14 protein-coding genes are annotated in these 15816 nt (G+C 71.6%); 11 read left to right on the top strand and 3 right to left on the bottom strand.

Annotated features, from left to right (window positions below):
- The first annotated feature begins 115 nt into the window (after positions 1–115).
- From ACFT4A_RS04410 to ACFT4A_RS04400, 3 genes are read left to right on the top strand one after another with little or no spacing between them, the layout of a single operon-like run.
- Entirely contained in the window at positions 116–1111 is a 996-nt protein-coding gene (locus tag ACFT4A_RS04410; RefSeq protein WP_382825960.1) for an ATP-binding cassette domain-containing protein, read from the top strand.
- A 1-nt stretch (position 1112) separates the two neighbouring features.
- A complete protein-coding gene (locus ACFT4A_RS04405) occupies positions 1113–1916 on the top strand; it encodes an ABC-2 family transporter protein (protein ID WP_382825846.1) in 804 nt (267 codons plus the stop codon).
- A 1-nt stretch (position 1917) separates the two neighbouring features.
- A complete protein-coding gene (locus tag ACFT4A_RS04400; protein WP_382825844.1) occupies positions 1918–2724 on the top strand; it encodes an ABC transporter permease in 807 nt (268 codons plus the stop codon).
- On the opposite strand, the gene ACFT4A_RS04395 is transcribed toward ACFT4A_RS04400, so the two are convergent.
- On the bottom strand, positions 2714–4033 hold the full coding sequence (locus ACFT4A_RS04395; protein WP_382825842.1) for an MFS transporter: 1320 nt from the start codon (positions 4031–4033) through the stop codon (positions 2714–2716). The two genes, ACFT4A_RS04400 and ACFT4A_RS04395, sit on opposite strands and share 11 nt — an antisense overlap.
- 99 nt (positions 4034–4132) lie before the next feature.
- Here ACFT4A_RS04395 and ACFT4A_RS04390 point away from each other — a divergent pair, with 99 nt between their 5' ends.
- The 3 genes from ACFT4A_RS04390 (at position 4133) to ACFT4A_RS04380 (ending at position 7329) form a co-directional block, all read left to right on the top strand.
- A complete protein-coding gene (locus tag ACFT4A_RS04390; RefSeq protein ID WP_382825840.1) occupies positions 4133–5206 on the top strand; it encodes an endo-1,4-beta-xylanase in 1074 nt (357 codons plus the stop codon).
- Positions 5207–5256: 50 nt separating this feature from the next.
- The gene (locus tag ACFT4A_RS04385) at positions 5257–5880 is read left to right on the top strand and encodes a hypothetical protein (protein WP_382825838.1); all 624 of its coding nucleotides are present in this window, start codon (positions 5257–5259) and stop codon (positions 5878–5880) included.
- 129 nt (positions 5881–6009) lie between these two features.
- Complete coding sequence (locus ACFT4A_RS04380) at positions 6010–7329, top strand: jacalin-like lectin (RefSeq protein ID WP_382825836.1); 1320 nt, start codon at positions 6010–6012, stop codon at positions 7327–7329.
- 24 nt (positions 7330–7353) lie between these two features.
- On the opposite strand, the gene ACFT4A_RS04375 is transcribed toward ACFT4A_RS04380, so the two are convergent.
- Positions 7354–8358, bottom strand: a complete 1005-nt coding sequence (locus ACFT4A_RS04375; RefSeq protein WP_382825835.1) for a ketopantoate reductase family protein — start codon at positions 8356–8358, stop codon at positions 7354–7356.
- A gap of 21 nt (positions 8359–8379) precedes the next feature.
- Positions 8380–9651, bottom strand: a complete 1272-nt coding sequence (locus ACFT4A_RS04370; protein ID WP_382825833.1) for an acetyl-CoA carboxylase biotin carboxylase subunit family protein — start codon at positions 9649–9651, stop codon at positions 8380–8382.
- A 354-nt stretch (positions 9652–10005) separates the two neighbouring features.
- Here ACFT4A_RS04370 and ACFT4A_RS04365 point away from each other — a divergent pair, with 354 nt between their 5' ends.
- From ACFT4A_RS04365 to ACFT4A_RS04345, 5 genes are read left to right on the top strand one after another with little or no spacing between them, the layout of a single operon-like run.
- On the top strand, positions 10006–11385 hold the full coding sequence (locus ACFT4A_RS04365) for an LLM class flavin-dependent oxidoreductase (RefSeq protein ID WP_382825832.1): 1380 nt from the start codon (positions 10006–10008) through the stop codon (positions 11383–11385).
- 9 nt (positions 11386–11394) lie between these two features.
- Positions 11395–12564 carry a pyridoxal phosphate-dependent aminotransferase gene (locus tag ACFT4A_RS04360; RefSeq protein WP_382825831.1) on the top strand — a complete coding sequence of 390 codons (1170 nt, stop codon included), beginning with the start codon at positions 11395–11397 and terminating at the stop codon, positions 12562–12564.
- The gene (locus tag ACFT4A_RS04355) at positions 12554–13528 is read left to right on the top strand and encodes a 3-methyl-2-oxobutanoate hydroxymethyltransferase (protein ID WP_382825829.1); all 975 of its coding nucleotides are present in this window, start codon (positions 12554–12556) and stop codon (positions 13526–13528) included. Before ACFT4A_RS04360 ends, ACFT4A_RS04355 begins: the two co-directional genes overlap by 11 nt.
- On the top strand, positions 13525–14850 hold the full coding sequence (gene ectB / locus ACFT4A_RS04350) for a diaminobutyrate--2-oxoglutarate transaminase (protein ID WP_382825828.1): 1326 nt from the start codon (positions 13525–13527) through the stop codon (positions 14848–14850). The genes ACFT4A_RS04355 and ectB overlap by 4 nt, the downstream gene beginning before the upstream one ends.
- The gene (locus ACFT4A_RS04345) at positions 14847–15815 is read left to right on the top strand and encodes a diiron oxygenase (RefSeq protein WP_382825826.1); all 969 of its coding nucleotides are present in this window, start codon (positions 14847–14849) and stop codon (positions 15813–15815) included. The genes ectB and ACFT4A_RS04345 overlap by 4 nt, the downstream gene beginning before the upstream one ends.
- Position 15816: the final 1 nt, after the last annotated feature.

The following is a 15816-nucleotide window of genomic DNA, read 5'->3' as shown; positions in this document are numbered from 1 at the left end:
ATCGATTGACCAATTGATCGACATTCCGACAGTGTCGGGACGTCATCCGCGGCCGGTCGGCCCTAGAAGCCGACCGGCCGCACCTGTCTTCACCGCAAGGAAGTGGGTGGGTCGATTGAGTGTCTCCATCGAGGTCCGCGGACTGTCCCGGACCTTTCACACCACCGTCCGCCGCCCCGGATTCCTGGGCGCCGTCCGCTCACTGGTCAACCCCGAGCGGGTGGCCAAGCACGCCGTCGCCGACATCACCTTCGACGTGGCCCCGGGCGAACTCCTCGCCCTGCTCGGCCCGAACGGCGCCGGGAAGTCCACCACCATCAAGATGCTGACCGGCATCCTCACGCCCACCTCCGGCGAGGCCCGGGTCGCGGGCGTCGTTCCGTACCGGGAGCGGGAACGCAACGCCCGCAACGTCGGCGCGGTGTTCGGGCAGCGCACCCAGCTGTGGTGGGACCTGCCGGTGCGCGAGTCGTTCGCGATCCTGCGCGACATCTACGAGGTGCCGAAGGCCGAGCACGCCGCCCGGCTGAAGGAGTTCGACGAGATCCTGGACCTGTCGTCCTTCTGGGACACCCGGGTCCGCCATCTCTCCCTCGGCCAGCGGGTGCGCAGCGACCTGGCCGCCGCCCTGCTGCACGATCCGCCGGTCGTCTTCCTCGACGAGCCGACCATCGGCATGGACGTGGTGGTCAAGGAGCAGGTGCGGGAGTTCCTGCGCCACCAGGTGGAGCAGCGCGGCCGTACGGTCCTGCTGACCACGCACGACATGACGGAGGTCGAGCGGCTCGCCGAGCGGGTGGTGCTGGTCAACCACGGCCGGCTGATGCTGGACGGCACCCTCGACGAGATCCGCCGGAAGTTCGGCTCCACCTGGCAGGTGCGGGCCACCCTCGCCGACCCGCACGCCGAGGTCCTGCCGCCGCCCGGGATCACCCTGCTGCGGCACAACGGCGCGCAGGTCGTCTTCGGCCCGGACGGGGCGGACGCGCCCACGGTCCACCAGGCGCTCAAGGCGGTGATCGAGCGGTACGAGGTGACCGACATCGCCCTGGACGAGGCGGACCTGGAAGACGTGATGCGGGCCGCGTACGTGCATGCCGGGGAGGTCTGACATGGCCGTGCTGCACGCCTGGCGCGCCGCCCGCGTCACCCCGCTGGGCGAGCTGAACGCCCCGCCCAGGATGACGGCGGTCGCGCTCCGGCTGGCCGTGCAGGTGGTGCTGGTCTGGTCGCTGTGGCGCGGCCTGTACGCGCACTCCGGCACGACCGCCGGCCTGAGCCGCGACCAGGCCGTCACCTACGCCGTGCTGGCCGTACTGGCGTCCCGGCTGCGGGAGCTGGACCAGTACACGGGCCGGGACACGGTCCTCCAGCACATGCACTTCGGCACCATCGTCTACTGGTATCTGCGCCCGCTGCCGCCGCAGCGCTACTACGCCCTGCGGGCCGCCGGCGAGCAGCTGTACGGGCTCGCGTGGGCGCTGACCGGGTTTGTGGTCTGTCTGGCCGCCGGGCTCGTCGAGCCGCCCCGCTCGGCAGCCGTGGCCGGGGTGTTCGTGCTCAGCATGCTGCTGGGCCAGTGGGTCCTGTACTACGTCATGCTCACGCTCGACCAGTTGTGCTTCTGGACGATCCGCAACAACGCGGCGATGCTCATCCTGCTGTTCGCGCAGAACCTGCTGTCCGGGGTGTACGCGCCGCTGTGGTTCTTCCCTGACTGGTTCGTGACGATGAGCGCCTTCCTGCCCTTCCAGGCCACGCTGAGCGTGCCGCTGTCGCTGTACGTGGGGCGGATCCCCCTGTCCGACGCGGCCTTCCAGCTCTCCGTGCAGGCCGCCTGGGTGGTGGCGCTGGCGTTGTTCACCCGGCTGCTGTGGCGGCGGGCCGCCCGGCGCGTGATCTCGCAGGGAGGCTGAGATGTCGTTGAAGGCTCTGCGGATCGTGTGGCGGGTCACCGCGCTCAACTTCCGCGCGCAGATGGAGTACCGCACCGAGTTCCTGCTGATGATCGCGATCGGGGCGATCTGGCAGGTGTCGGTGATCGTGTTCGCCACGGTGCTGCTGACCCGGTTCGCCGGGATGGGCGGCTGGGACAGCTCGGACGTGCTGCTGATCCCGGCGACGCGCATGCTGGCGCACGGTCTGTTCGTACTGCTCCTGGGGCGGGTGCACTTCGCGGGCCGGCAGATCCAGGAGGGCCGCATCGACATCTACCTGATGCGTCCCATGCCGGTGCACCGGCAGATCCAGCTGGCCTACTTCCCCACCAACGCCATCGGGGACCTGACCGTCGCGGCGGGCCTGATGGTGGGCGCGCTGTCCCGCAGCGACCTGGACTGGACGGCGGGCCGGATCGGCTATCTGATCGCGGCCGTGCTGGGCGGCATGCTGCTGGAGGCGGCCCTGTTCACGGTCGTGGCCAGTGCGGCGCTGCGTTTCCCGGCGGCGGACTACTGGGGCCGCTGGCTGGAGGAACTCCTCGGCACGTTCGGCAGCTACCCGCTGAACGTGCTGCCCAGGGCGGTGGGAGGCTTCCTGACCTACGGCCTCCCGCTCGCGTTCGTCGCCTTCTTCCCGGCGGCGGTGCTGACCGGCCACGGGCACACGACCGGTGTGCCGTACTGGCTGGCGGCGGCCTCACCGCTGCTCGGGCTGCTGGCGTATCTGGGGGCGCGGCTGCTGTGGCGGTGGAGTCTGCGGCACTACAGCGGGGTCAACGGCTGACGGTCCGGCCCGACCCGCGGATCGGGGTGAACAGGGCGCACACGGCGAGCAGGACGCAGGTCGCTCCGGCGGCCAGGGCGACCGGCGTCGTGCCCTGCTCCTCCGCCGCCCAGGTCAGCACGGCGGCACCGATCGGTGCCGCCGCGTAGTGCAGGGTCCAGAACGCGGAGGTGACCCGGCCCAGGAGGTGTTCCGGGGTCACCTCCTGGCGGAGCGACATCGAGCAGGTTCCTCCCATGGCGGCGCAGCCCAGGAAGGCGGCGCACAGGGCCGCGACCACGGGCACGTCACGGGCCCAGCCGAGACCGGCGAAGGCGAGCCCGCACACCGCGACCGAGCCGGTCCACGTCAGCCCGAAGCCGAGGCGGCGGCGGATCCGGGCCACGAGCAGGGCTCCGGCGATGGTGCCGAGCGCGCCGGCGGCCATGACGGTGCCGACCGTGCCGTCATCCTGGCCGAGGTCGTGCTTGAGGTGGTAGATGACCAGGTCGTGGATCCCGAGGGTGAGGAAGCTGAAGACGAACAGCAGGACGGTGAGCGAGCGCAGCACGGGGTGGCCGTAGAGGAAGGCGATGCCGGTGCGCAGGTCCTGCCACAGTCCGGTGCGCTTGCCCGGCCGGTCGTCCGGGGCGCGCCTGCGGAACCGTACGAAGAACAGGAGGGTCGCCGACACCCCGAAGCTGGCCGCGTTCACGCCGACGGCCGCGGCCGGCCCGGACCAGGCGGCGACCAGCCCCGCGCACAGCGGCCCCAGCACCCCCGCCGCGGCGGCCGTGGCGTTCAACCGGCCGTTGGCCTCGGTGAGTTGCCCGGTGCCGACCAGGCCGCGTACGACGGTGACGTAGCCGACCGCGAACAGCATGCCGACGGCCTCGCACAGCGGCAGCACCGCGTACAGCAGCCAGACCTGCGGGCCGAACAGCCACACCAGCGGGATCACCCCGTACAGCCCCATGCGCACGAGGTCGCAGGTGATGAGCAGCCGGCGCCGGTCCACGCGGTCCACCACCGCCCCGGCGAACACGGCGGCGAGGACCGACGCCGCCCCGCCCACCGCGGTCAGCAACCCCATCCGCGCGACCGAACCGGTGGCCTCAAGGACCAGCAGCGGCAGGGCGATCAGGGCGAAGGAGTCGCCGAGGACGGAGAGGGTCTGCGCGGTCCAGAAGATCCCGAAGTCCCGCTGCCGCCACAGGGGGCGGGTGCCGCGACGGGTGCCGCTGCGGGTGCCGGGTAAGCCGTCGTCGCCGGCGTCCGAGGGCGCGCCGTCGCCGGGCTCGTCCTCGCGCCGTGCCGCCTCGTGTGTCATGCGCTCTCCCCCGTCGCCGATGCACGGCAACCTTACGGTCCTTCGCGGCGACCGGGGGATGTCGCACCCGCATCCCCACCCCCCCCCACTGGAGGAGCCATGCCGCACACCCCCGACAGGCGCCGCTCCCTTCGCCCCCTCACGCTCGCCGCCGCGGGCGCCCTGCTCGCCACGGCCACGGCCACGCTCCCGCAGCTCACTCCCGACGCCTCCGCCGCCACCACGCTGCGCGGCTACGCCGACGCGCGCGGCGCGCGGATCGGCGCGGCGGTCGCCGACGGGCCGCTGCGCACCGAGCCGGCCTACACCACCGTCCTGAACCGGGAGTTCAACTCGGTGACGGCGGAGAACGCCATGAAGTGGGACGCGCTGGAGCCCAGCCGGAACAGCTACAACTGGGCCGCCGCCGACCGGCTGGTCAACCACGCCGCCGCCCACAACCAGGGCGTACGCGGCCACACCCTGGTCTGGCACAACCAGAATCCGTCCTGGCTGGCCAACGGCAACTTCTCGGCGTCCGAGCTCAACACGATCCTCAAGAAGCACATCGACACCACCCTCGGCCGCTACAAGGGCAAGATCTACGCCTGGGACGTCGTCAACGAGGCGTTCAACGAGGACGGCTCGATGCGCAACTCGCTCTGGCAGAGCAAGCTGGGCAGCGGCTACATCGCCAACGCGCTGCGCTGGGCCCACGCCGCCGACCCGAGCGCCAAGCTGTACATCAACGACTACAACATCGAGGCGGACAACGCGAAGAGCGACGGCCTGTACAACCTGGCGCGGCAACTCCTCGCGCAGGGCGTGCCGTTGCACGGCATCGGCTTCCAGGCCCATTTCGTCGTCGGCCAGCTGCCGTCCTCGATGAAGGCGAACCTGAAGCGCTTCTCCGACCTCGGTCTGGAGGTGTCGATCACCGAACTCGACGTCCGCATCCCGCTGCCGGCGTCCTCCGCGGAACTGGCCCAGCAGTCCACGGACTACAAGACGGCCACGGAGAACTGTCTGGGCGTGCCGCGCTGCGCGGGCGTCACGGTGTGGGGCCTCACCGACAAGTACTCCTGGGTGCCGGGCACGTTCAGCGGCTACGGGGCGGCTCTGCCGTACAACGAGAGCTATGGGGCGAAGCCGGCGTACCAGGGGCTCTCCGACGGGCTCAATCCGCAGGCATAGGCGGGAGAGTCGATTCCGGCGGGCGGTGCGGGCGGAGTAGCGTCCGCACCGTGAGCGACACCATGGCGGCCTTCACCGCACGGGCGGCCGAGGATCCCGCGGTCGTGGGTCCGGTCCTCAGCGGCTCCCAGGTCCACGAGGGCATGACGACCGTCCACTCCGACCACGACCTGCATGTCATCGTCGGGGACGACACCGCTTCGCCCCTCACCGAACTGGACGGATTCCGCTCGGCCCACCTCGACCTCGTGGTCATCCCGCTGGCGGAGTTCCGCACCCGCGGCATGCCCGGCCGCCCCGACCACTTCGCGCGCTACTCCTACGTCAACCAGACCTACCGCTCCCTGAAGAGCTACCGCGACGGCCACCCGGCCATGGGCCATCTGGACGCCGCCGAGTCGGTTCCGTACGCCCTGGAGGTGCTCTTCGCGCTGCACCGCCGCGTCCGGCCGTACAACAAGTACCTGCGGTGGGAGCTGGAGCGCAGCCCCCTGGGTGACCGGCGGTGGGGCGTGGACCGGCTGCTGCCCGTCGTGGAGCGGCTGCTCGCCGACGGCGACCCGGGCACGCAGCGCGCGCTCTTCACCGACGTCGAGGAGGCGGCACGGAAGGCCGGGCACGGCGAGGTCCTCGGCTCCTGGGGCGCGGACCTGGAGCTGCTGCGTCACCCCTGAAGCGCCGGGGCGTCTCCCACTGTTTTCCCGACTTCCCTTGCGTATCAGGGGTGTTGGGCTCCAACCTGAGCACCGTTCAACTTTCTTCTCCCCTCCGCTCCCTCCCCTCCCCGACCGGAGACACCCCCCATGAAGAGACTGATCGGCACCCTCATGGCCGCCGCCCTGGGCATCACGGGCCTGGCCACCACCGCCGCGACACCCGCCGTCGCCGCGGACTCCGGGTCGTTCAACGTCCTCACGTACAACGTCGCGGGCCTCCCCGAGGGCCTGAGCTCCGGCAGTCCGGAGAAGAACACCCCGCTGATCTCCCCCCGCCTCGGGGCGTACGACATCGTCAATGTGCAGGAGGACTTCAACTACCACGCGGCCCTGTACGCGGGCGACGACCACGCCCACCGCACCGCGACCAGCGGCGGTGTCCCCTTCGGCGACGGCCTCAACACCCTCTCGGACCATCCCTTCGAGGACTTCGAGCGGGTGAAGTGGAACAACTGCACCGGCACCAACTGCCTCACCCCCAAGGGCTTCTCACTGGCGCGGGTACGGCTCGCCGAGGGCGTCTTCCTGGACCTCTACAACGTGCACACGAACGCCGACGCCACCGACGACGCGCTCGCCGCCCGCCGGGCCAACGTCGAGCAGCTCTCCGATTTCATCCAGGCGAACTCCGCGGGCAACGCGGTGATCGTCATGGGCGACACGAACACGCGGTACACGCGCTCCGGCGACAACATCCGCACGCTCCTGAGCGAGAACGGCCTCACCGACGCGTGGGTCCAGCGGGTGAAGGGCGGGACACCCCCGGCCCAGGGCAGTGACGCGCTCGTCTGCCCCACGACGGCGCCCACGAACGACTGCGAGGTCGTGGACAAGGTCCTCTACCGCGGCAGCAAGCTGCTCAGCCTGAACGCGACCCGCTACAGCAACGAGTGGGCGTCCTTCCTCGACCCGGCCGGCGCCAACCTCTCCGACCACTTCCCGCACACGGTCGACTTCTCCTACACGCTCGACCCCTCCCTGCGCGCGAGCGACTTCTTCGGCGGCCCGCACGGCAGGGCCTTCAACGACGCGGACGACCTGCCGGCCAACCCGGCCCCGCGCACGCTGACCCTGCGCGGCAACGCCCGCCTGGACGCGGTGTCCCTCACCCACGACGGCGGTACGACGCTCAGCCACGGCGGCACGGGCGGTACGGCGACGTCCCTGACCCTCGCCTCCGGTGAGCACCTGACCTCCGTGAAGCTCACGCAGGGCCAGAAGGACGGCCGTACACGCCTGTTCTCGGCGGCGTTCACGACCGACAAGGGCCGCACCCTGTCCACCGGTACGGCCACGTCCGACGCGAAGACCTTCACGGCGCCCGCCGGCCGGCAGATCGTGGGCTTCACGGGGCGGGCGGGAGCCGAGGTCGACAAGCTGGGTGTGGTGTACGCGCCGATCCGCTGAGACCCCTGCGACGCTCTTTCCCCCTCAGGCAGTGACGCCTTCGGCGATGCGCCCGCTCAGTTCCCCGGCCGTCAGGCCGCCCGGTTCCCGCCCCTGGGACACGCTCTCCCGGGCGGCCTGCTGAAGGGCCGCGTTCACCGGGGTGGGCACGCCGTGCTCCCGGCCGAGCAGCACGATCTCGCCGTTGAGGTAGTCCGTCTCGATCGATCCCGCGCCCCGCGCCAGGCTCTGCCAGGACGAGCCGCGCGTGGGCTCGCCGGCGATCGGCTGCGGGTCGACCGTCCCGCTGCGCAGCCCGGTGATCTCGGCCCCGCTCGCGGCGGCGATGCCCGCGGCGTCGAGGGCCGCGGCCCCCTCGGCCTTCGCCCGGGCGACCAGGTCCCGCGCGGCGGCGTCCGAGGCGGAGCCGCACACGGCCTCGACCACGTTGGCGAGGTTCCCGAGGAGCTTTCCGTACTTCCAGCGCATCACGTCCGTCACCACCGGAGCCAGGAAGTGGGCTTTCTCCAGGTCGTCCGCGATCCGCCGGGCGGTCTCGTCCGAGCCCGTCCCGTACCGGCCGATGACCAGGGCGCCGGTGTACGGGGCGCAGGGCGCGACGACCTCACCGGGGTTCAGGTGGGTGCTGGGCAGGACGACGCACATGCCGTACACCTCGTGGAAGCGGCGCAGGGCCAGGCGCTCGTTCTCCACTCCGTTCTGGGCGCACACCAGCGGCAGCCGTTCGCCCGCCGTGCCCCCGCCCGCCACCGGCCGTGCGGCCCAGGCGTCCAGGGCAGACACGCTGTCCTGGGTCTTGACGGCGAGGACGAGCACGTCGTCCTCGCGCAGCTCGACGTCCTCGGGCCCTGCCACGACGGGCGTGTCGAGGGTGAGCGTGCCGGTGGGGACGGTGAGCCGCAGCCCGTTGTCGCGCAGCGCCTCGAAGTGCGCGCCGCGCGCGACCAGGACGACGGACCGGCCGCTTTCGTGCAACCGCCCCCCGATCGAACCGCCGATGGCTCCGGACCCGATGAAGATGTAGCGCATTCCGCTCCCTGGCTCTCCGCTTCAGGCGTCGTACGGGTCGTACAGGGCTGTACGGCTCGAAGCGGGCTCGAACTGCTGTCGGTCGAGGGCCTCGTGGTCGTCTTCGCCGTGGTCTCCCGTCCACCGCACCCCCGTGGCGTACCACCGGGCGAGTTCCTGCGCCCGCCGCTCGACCTCATGGTCGTCGGCACCGGTCAGGACGTAACCCGCCACGTACACACCGGACTTCACTCCCCCCTGGTACGCCGTTCCCACCGTACCCCGCAGGCGTTCCTCCACCACGAAGGGCGGGGGATCCGCGGGCAGGGCGGCGAGCGTGCCCCGCTCGGGATAGAAGACGACCCAGCCCGCGCTCTGTCCGGGCGCGACGCCGTGCACCCCGGCTTCGATCGGACTCTGGGGGGCGGCCTGGGCCCGGAACCACTGCTCGTCGAGGTCGAAGCCGGTGGCCGCGCGGATGGCGGGAGCGGTCAGCGCGCCGCCGGTCCGGCTGCCGATCTCGCACAGCACGAGTCGGTCGTCGGGCGTGTGGAAGACCTCCAGGTGGAAGGTGGTGCAGTCGGGGGTGGGCAGCGCGTCGAGGACCTTGCGCGCATAGCCGATGAGCCGGTCCGTCATCGGGTCGTCGCGGGTGAGCTGCGCCGACCCCAGATAGGTGCCGTCGCGGAAGGAGAGGCAGTCGTTGAGGTAGCGCGAGACGAACGAGGCCACCGGGGCGCCCGCCACCACCAGCCCGTCCACCACGTACATCGGGCCCTCCACGAACCGCTCCACCTGAGCGTGTTCGGGCAGGCCCGCAGCGAGGAGCCGGGCCAGATCCGCGGGGCCGCGCAGCACGTGCGTGGCGGTGGAACCGGAACCGAAGGCCGGCTTCACCACCACGGGGTAGCCGTGCTCGCGGACGAAGCCGAAGAGGTCGAAGGCCACGCGCACCGGGGCGAATTGCGGTACCTCGAGGCCGCTGCGGCGCACCAGGGTCTTCATGCGGACCTTGTCGCGGAACGCGAGGGCGCTGGCGAAGTCCTGGCCCGGCACGCCGAGCAGCTCCCGCAGCCGCGCGGCGCGCAGCAGGTCGCCCTCCATGCGGGCGAGCACGGCGCCGGGCGGCACTCGCTCGGCGAGGTCGAGGGCCGCCCGCTCCGCGTGGCCGCCCCGGTGGTAGCCGGGAACACAAACGGCGCCCGGGACATGCCGGTACTGCGGGAATTTGGCCTCGGAGACCAAGAGGTGCGGCCGTACGCCCGTATCGCCGGCCCACTTGTCGTACGGAGTGTCCGCATAGTCGCTGTCCACAAAAGTCAGAACACTCCGTTCTGCTCCGGTTTTCATCAGCACCTCCCAGGGTTCCTGAAAAGCACGCACCCGGCCGCGCGCGGCCTCAAGGCTAGGGGTGTGAGCGCAGCTCAGGCCCGTCCTGACACATAGCCTCGCTTTACCTCGGAAAGATTGTTCTGCTCATTCTGGCCGCGGCATCCACACCGTGATCGGCCCAGGTACCGGGCGCCACCACGCAGTGGTCAAAAGAAGCAGAAGGAGTTTTCCGAGGTAAATCCACAGTGCACGCAGAACCGTGTCCCGCCCCGGCCCCTGTTTTAGTGTCCCTCTCGATCCGAAGCACCTCGCCTGCAAGGACACCGGAGACCTGCCATGGGCGGAACACGCCGTACGCTCCGTCTGGGAGCCTTCCTGCTGACTCCTGGCTACCACGTGGCCTCCTGGCGGCACCCCACGGCCCGCGCGGACGGCGGCCTGGACTTCGCCCACTACCGCGAGCTCCTGCGCACCGCCGAGCGCGGCAGGTTCGACATGTTCTTCGTCGCCGACGGAGTGGGCATCCGCACCCCGTACCGCGACGCCGACGAGCTGAGCCGCTGGGGCCGCTTCCTCCAGTTCGACCCGCTGACGCTGCTGTCCGCGCTCGCCGTGCACACCACGCACATCGGTCTCGCCGCGACCGCCTCGACGACCTACAACGAACCGTTCCACATCGCGCGGAAGTTCGCCTCGATCGACCACCTCAGCGCCGGCCGGGCCGCCTGGAACATCGTCACCTCGGTGACGGACGCCGAGGCGAGGAACTTCAACCGCGACTCCCAGCCCGACCACGCGTCGCGCTACGGCCGGGCCAGGGAGTTCATGGAGGTCGTCACCGGCCTGTGGGACAGCTGGGACGACGACGCGTTCGGGTACGACAAGGAGTCCGGGCGCTACTTCGAGCCCGGCGGAATGCACGTACTGGACCACAAGGGCGAGCACTTCTCGGTGCGCGGGCCGCTCAACGTGGCCCGCCCGCCCCAGGGTTACCCCGTCCTCATCCAGGCGGGCGCCTCCGCGGACGGCCAGGACTTCGCCGCCCGCTGGGCCGAGGTCGTGTTCACCGCCGCGCAGACCCTGGACGAGGCCCGGACGTTCTACCGCGGGATGAAGCGGCAGGCCGCCGCCTACGGGCGCGACCCCGGTCAGATGAAGGTGATGCCCGGCCTCTTCCCGGTGGTCGCCCCCACGCGCGCGCAGGCCGAGGACAAGTACGCCGCCCTCCAGGAGCTGGTCGACCCGGTCGTCGGACTGGGGCTGCTCACCCAGCTCCTCGGCGACGTCGACATCTCGGGCAGCCCGTTGGACGGACCGCTGCCCGAACTGCCGTCCACCCAGGGCAGCACGAGCCGTCAGCAGCTCGTCTACGACAAGGCGCGCCGCGAGGGCCTGACGATCAAGGAGCTGTACCGGTCGCTGACCGGCGGCCGCGGGCACCGCATCGTCATCGGGACGCCCCAGGACGTCGCCGACCTCATGGAGGAGTGGTTCACCGGCGAGGCCGCCGACGGCTTCAACGTCATGCCGCCGGTGCTCCCCGAGGGCCTGGACGACTTCGTCGACCTCGTGGTGCCCGAACTGCAGCGCCGGGGCCTGTTCCGCACCGAGTACGAGAGCACCACGCTGCGCGGAAACCTCGGCATCGACCGGCCCGCCCGGGGTGCCGCCGCCGAACTCCCGCTCAGCACCGGCCCGTCACGAGTCCAGGAGTGAGCACACCTCATGCCGTCCTTCGGTAGAACCCTCAGCGAGATACCCCCCTCCCCGCTGGTGACCGTCGACCGGCTGCTGCGCGCCGGCGCGCACGCCGAACCGGTGCCGCTGCAGCAGGGCAAGACCGTCTTCGAGCCGTGCGCGCGGCCGGGCACCTGGGAGCGCGCGGAGTTCGGGATCGCGGCCCACGAGCACGCGCCGCCCGCCGGAGTCCCCGCGCTGCGCTCGGCGTTCGCCGACGCGGCGAGCCGACGCCGGGGCACCGCGGTCGACCCCGGGCAGGTCCTGGTCACGAGCGGCGCCACCCATGCCATCGCGGTGACCCTGCACGCGATCCTGAGCCCGGGCGACGAGGTCCTCATCCTGTCCCCGCAGTGGCTGTTCGCGACCGGCCTGGTGTGGGCGGCCGGCGGGACGCCGCGCGAGGTGCCGGTCTTCCTGGAGCTGAGCGATGACCCCGGCTTCGACTTCATCGCGGCGATCGAGCGTGCCGTGGGGCCGCGCACCCGGGCGGTCTACTTCAACAACCCCAACAATCCGACGGGCTTCCGCCTGGACGAGCGGGCCCTGGGGGCGCTCGCCGAGCTGGCCGCACGGCACGACCTGTGGCTGATCGCCGACAACGCCTACGAGAACTACGACTTCTCCGACGGCGGCTTCCTCGACACGGCGACCGTCCCCGGCGCGGCCGAGCGCACCTTCTCGGTGCACAGTTGCAGCAAGACGTACGCGATGCCCGGCACCCGCGTGGGCCATCTGATCTCGCCGCCCGGCGCGGAGGAGATCCTCACCAAGTGGTCGCTGCACACGCTGTACTCGGTGTCCACGGCCGCGCAGTACACCGCGTTCCGTGCGCTGGCCACACCGCCCGACGAGCTCGAGCGGCGCCGGGCGAGGGCGGAGCGGGCGTGGCAGCTGGCCGACGCCGCACTGGAGATCCCGCACACCCGCGTCACGGGCGGGCTCTACACCTTCCTCGACCTGAGCCGCTACGGCGACGGCGCGCAGTTCGTGCGCCGCTGCGCCGAGGCGGGGGTCGGACTCGCACCGGGCCTGGTGTTCGGCGGTCACTGCGACGGCTGGGCCAGGCTCTGCTTCACCGCGGCACCCGAAGAGGCGGTCGCGGACGCCATCGGCCGTATCAACAAGATCTACTGGGAGGGCGGCCTTGACCGTTGACACCACCGTGGCCAGGCCGGCGGCGGCTTCCGCGCTGGCTCCGTATCTGCACCGGTACGACAGCCCGGCACAGCTCGGACTCAAGATCAACGCGTATCGGGGCTACGAGGTGGAGGGTCTCGCCGAGGCGCTGCGCGCACCGGACCTGCACGGCGCCCCCGTCGAGTGCGTGATGGTCGGCGACTCGTACTTCATGACGCACCTGGGCCGCGGCGGCACCACGCTGTCCGGCGCCGACGAGCAGGAGTGGGGCCTCGCGACCCTGACCGGCCTGGTGGCCGAGGTGCGCAAGGCGCTGGACACCGAGTTCCCCGCGGACAGACGGCCGTTCCTGCTGGCCGATCTGCCGGACGGGACGACCCGCAGCACCGCCGCGGCCCGGGCCGCAGCCGACCGGTTCGCCGCGGCCGGCGCGGACGCGGTCAAGATCGAGGCGGCGGGCGAGGGCGAGTTCGCCTGCGTCGAGGCGGTGGCCGCGACCGGCACACCCACGCTGGCGCACCTCGGGTACACCCCGCAGAGCGGCGGCCTGGCCCGGCACGGCGACGCCCTGGACGGCGCGCTGGCGCTCTTCGCGCAGGCCCGCCGGGCCCGGGACGCGGGCGGCTGCGGACTGATCGTCGAGATGGTCAGCGAGGCCGTGAACCAGACGCTGAGCCGGCCCCACCCCGAAGGCCTCCCGCTGTACTCGGTGTTCAGCGGCCGGGCCCGCTGGGGCGGCCAGAGCCTCAACCTGTGGGACGCCGTCGTACGCCCCGTGCCCGGCGGCCGGTACTTCCCGCCGACTCCGGTGATCGACGCGGCCGAGGTGCCCGACCGCTACACCCCGGACCTGATCGCCGACCGCATGCGCGAGCTGCTGCGGCTCAGCCTCGCCGGCTGGTTCCCGCTCTCCCCGCGCACCGCGATGACCCCCCGTGAGACGGCCGAGATCACCGGCATCGACCCTTGGAGTGCCTCATGACCACCGCCGAACCGGTCACCGTGGAACCGGCCGCCCCCGGGTCGGACACGGCTGTCTTCGACGAGCTCGAATCGGCCGTACGCACCTACTGCCGGCGCTTCCCCGCCGTCTTCACGCGGGCGTCCGGACACCGCATGTGGGACGCGGACGGCCGGGAGTACATCGACTTCCTGTCGGGCGCCGGCGCGCTGAACTACGGGCACAACCCGCCCGGCGTCCGCGCCGCCCTCATCGACTACCTGCTGGCCGACGGCCCGGTCCACGGCCTCGATCTGCACACGGGCGCCAAGGCCGCGTTCCTGCACCGCTTCCGCGAGGTGGTGCTCGCCCCGCGCGGGCTCGACCACCGGGTGCAGTTCACCGGGCCGACCGGCACCAACGCCGTCGAGGCGGCGTTCAAGACGGCCCGCCGGGTCACCGGGCGCACCGACATCGTCGCCTTCACCGGCGGCTTCCACGGCCTGTCGCTCGGCGCGCTCGCCGCGTCCGCCACCTCGTTCAAGCGCGGCGCGGCCGGGGTGCCGCTCGGCCATGTCACGCGCATGCCGTACGAGGGCTACGCGGGCGACGGCGTGGACACGATCGACTACCTCACCCGGATGCTCGACGACCCGGGCAGCGGCATCGACCTGCCCGCGGCCTTCGTGGTGGAGACCGTGCAGGGCGAGGGCGGCCTCACGGCGGCGAGCGCGCCCTGGCTGCGCAGGCTCGCGGAAGTGGCGCGCGAGCGGGGCATCCTGCTGATCGTCGACGACATCCAGGCCGGGTGCGGGCGCACCGGTACCTTCTTCAGCTTCGAAGAGGCGGGGATCGTCCCCGACCTGATCTGCCTGTCCAAGTCCATCAGCGGCTTCGGCCTGCCCATGGCCCTCGTCCTGGTCCGCCCCGAGTTCGACCAGCTGGGCCCGGGCGAGCACAGCGGCACCTTCCGCGGCAACAACCTCGCCTTCGTCACCGCCACGGCCTGCCTGGAGCGCTGGGCGGAGCCGGAGTTCGCCGCGGGGGTGCGGCGCAACGCCGCCGCGCTGGAGGCCCGGCTCGACGAACTGGCGGCCCGGTTCTCGCACCTCGGCTGCACCGTGCTCGGCCGCGGCCTGATCCGCGGGCTCGGCTTCACCGACCCGGCGCTCGCGGACCGGGTGTCACGGGCCGCCTTCACGCGGGGGCTCCTGGTGGAGACGTCCGGCGCCCGCGGCCAGGTCCTCAAGATCATGCCGCCGATCGTGGCGGAGGCCGAAGAGCTCGCGCCCGGTCTCGCCCTCCTGGCCGACGCCATCGCGTCGGCCGCCCATGACGACGTATCCGAAGGGGACCTGACGTGAGCATCGCCGAGCACGAGCAGACCGTCGAGGGCGACCACGCACACGGCATCGACGAGAGCGTGCTGCGCCGGATCGCCGACTCCTGGCCGCGGCGCGCCACGATCCGCACCGATCTGGACCGGATATCGGAGCCGGAGGAGTACGACGAGCACCTGCCGGACTACCCGGAGCACCTGCTGCCGTTCGCCGAGCACCCGCTGTACCTCGCGGCCACGCCCGAGCAGCGCCAGAAGGTCCTCACCATGGCCTGGCTGGTCTACAACGAGCGGGTCATCGCGGCCGAGGAGTACGTCGCCAACCCGACCTTCGCCATGATCATGCACGGCGCCTTCCCCGGTGCCGACGGCATCCACCTCAAGCGGGCCGTCCAGCAGACGCACGTGGACGAGGTCTGGCACACGTACATGCACATGATCGCGATGCAGCGCACCCGCGAGATCCGGCAGGTCACCGACGAGCCCGCCTATCCGCACACGGTCACCTACCGCCGGCTCCTGGAGGCCGACGCGAAGCTGCCGGAGCGCTGGGAGCGCGACCTGCTGAAGCTGGTGTGGACGACCGTCTCGGAGATCAGCGTCAACGCCTATCTGGAGCTGCTCTCCCGGGACAAGACCGTCCAGCCGCTGCACTCCCTCGTGCCCCGGCTGCACGCCCGCGACGAGTCCGCGCACTCCTCCGTGATGGTCGAGGTCGCCAAGGCGCTGTACGTGCACATGAACGCCGAACAGCGCCGTGCCTTCGCCGACGCGCTGCCCAAGGCGCTGCACGCCTTCGTGGAGCAGGACTTCGCGGTGTGGCCCGGCATTCTGCGGGCGGCGGGGTTCGAGCAGGCCGACGAGATCGTCGAGGACTGCCGCCGCCAGGCCGGCACCGGCCTGCTGGTGCGCGACTTCTCCGGGGTACGGCGCATCGTGCGCGAGATGGAGCTCGAGGACCAGGTCGACTTCGACTTCGGGGCCGAGTGAC

The sequence above is a fragment of the Streptomyces sp. NPDC057099 genome (assembly GCF_042671245.1).
GTDB classification, from domain to species: domain Bacteria; phylum Actinomycetota; class Actinomycetes; order Streptomycetales; family Streptomycetaceae; genus Streptomyces; species Streptomyces purpurascens.
The sequence above is the reverse complement of the archived record's forward strand: the minus strand, read 5'-3'. Positions and strand labels throughout refer to the sequence as shown.

Excerpts from the sequence above, each read along its gene's own strand:
- ACFT4A_RS04405 (WP_382825846.1), top strand. The coding sequence starts at position 1,113 with ATGGCCGTGCTGCACGCCTGGCGCGCCGCCCGCGTCACCCCGCTGGGC.
- ACFT4A_RS04400 (WP_382825844.1), top strand. The coding sequence starts at position 1,918 with ATGTCGTTGAAGGCTCTGCGGATCGTGTGGCGGGTCACCGCGCTCAAC.
- ACFT4A_RS04395 (WP_382825842.1), bottom strand. The coding sequence starts at position 4,033 with ATGACACACGAGGCGGCACGGCGCGAGGACGAGCCCGGCGACGGCGCG.
- ACFT4A_RS04390 (WP_382825840.1), top strand. The coding sequence starts at position 4,133 with ATGCCGCACACCCCCGACAGGCGCCGCTCCCTTCGCCCCCTCACGCTC.
- ACFT4A_RS04380 (WP_382825836.1), top strand. The coding sequence starts at position 6,010 with ATGAAGAGACTGATCGGCACCCTCATGGCCGCCGCCCTGGGCATCACG.
- ACFT4A_RS04375 (WP_382825835.1), bottom strand. The coding sequence starts at position 8,358 with ATGCGCTACATCTTCATCGGGTCCGGAGCCATCGGCGGTTCGATCGGG.
- ACFT4A_RS04365 (WP_382825832.1), top strand. The coding sequence starts at position 10,006 with ATGGGCGGAACACGCCGTACGCTCCGTCTGGGAGCCTTCCTGCTGACT.
- ACFT4A_RS04360 (WP_382825831.1), top strand. The coding sequence starts at position 11,395 with ATGCCGTCCTTCGGTAGAACCCTCAGCGAGATACCCCCCTCCCCGCTG.
- ectB (WP_382825828.1), top strand. The coding sequence starts at position 13,525 with ATGACCACCGCCGAACCGGTCACCGTGGAACCGGCCGCCCCCGGGTCG.